At 73.3% G+C, this 559-nt stretch carries 1 pseudogene; it reads left to right on the top strand.

Annotated features, from left to right (window positions below):
• Positions 1-11 precede the first annotated feature (11 nt).
• Positions 12-559: pseudogene (locus AB0G02_RS41520) on the top strand (hypothetical protein); the annotation flags it as partial.

Genomic DNA, 559 nt, shown 5'->3' with positions numbered 1-559 from the left:
GCGAATGCTACGTGCCGGACGACCCCACCCGCTCGTTCACCTACGCCGGGTACGAGATGACCGAGTACCCGGCGGGGCTGGCGCCGGAGGTCGTGGCGTGGTCCACGCTCAACGCCCGGCCCGCGGACCTCGACCCGCGCAAGGGTCGGCTGAACGCGGCGTCGTTCGGCGCGATCGGCGCGTACGACGGGCACCAGGTCGGCGTGGGCCGGGTGGCCGTGGACGCCACGTGGCACCACTTCTTCAACGTCAACCTGGTGGGCGACCCGACGGTGCCGAACGACCCGGTCAAGAGCGTCGGGTTCGCCGCGTCGGAGGCGGGGCGGGCCGCGTACGAGGACATCAAGGCCTACTTCCGCAACATCGCGGTCTGGCTGGCCCGACCGGCCACCCAGGAGGCGATGTGGTGGCGGGCCGTGTGGGCGACGCGCTGGCACCACCAGGTCGCGATGGACCTGCGGCCGGCCCTGATGGGCACGCCGGAGGGCTTGGACCTGGCGGAGCTGCTGCGCATCGGCGCGGACGCCCGCGCGGTGCTGTCGGCCACCGTGACCAGGGC

The sequence above is a fragment of the Actinosynnema sp. NPDC023658 genome, from assembly GCF_040639995.1.
Classification (GTDB): Bacteria; Actinomycetota; Actinomycetes; order Mycobacteriales; family Pseudonocardiaceae; genus Actinosynnema.
This window is presented reverse-complemented; position numbering and strand designations above follow the sequence as displayed.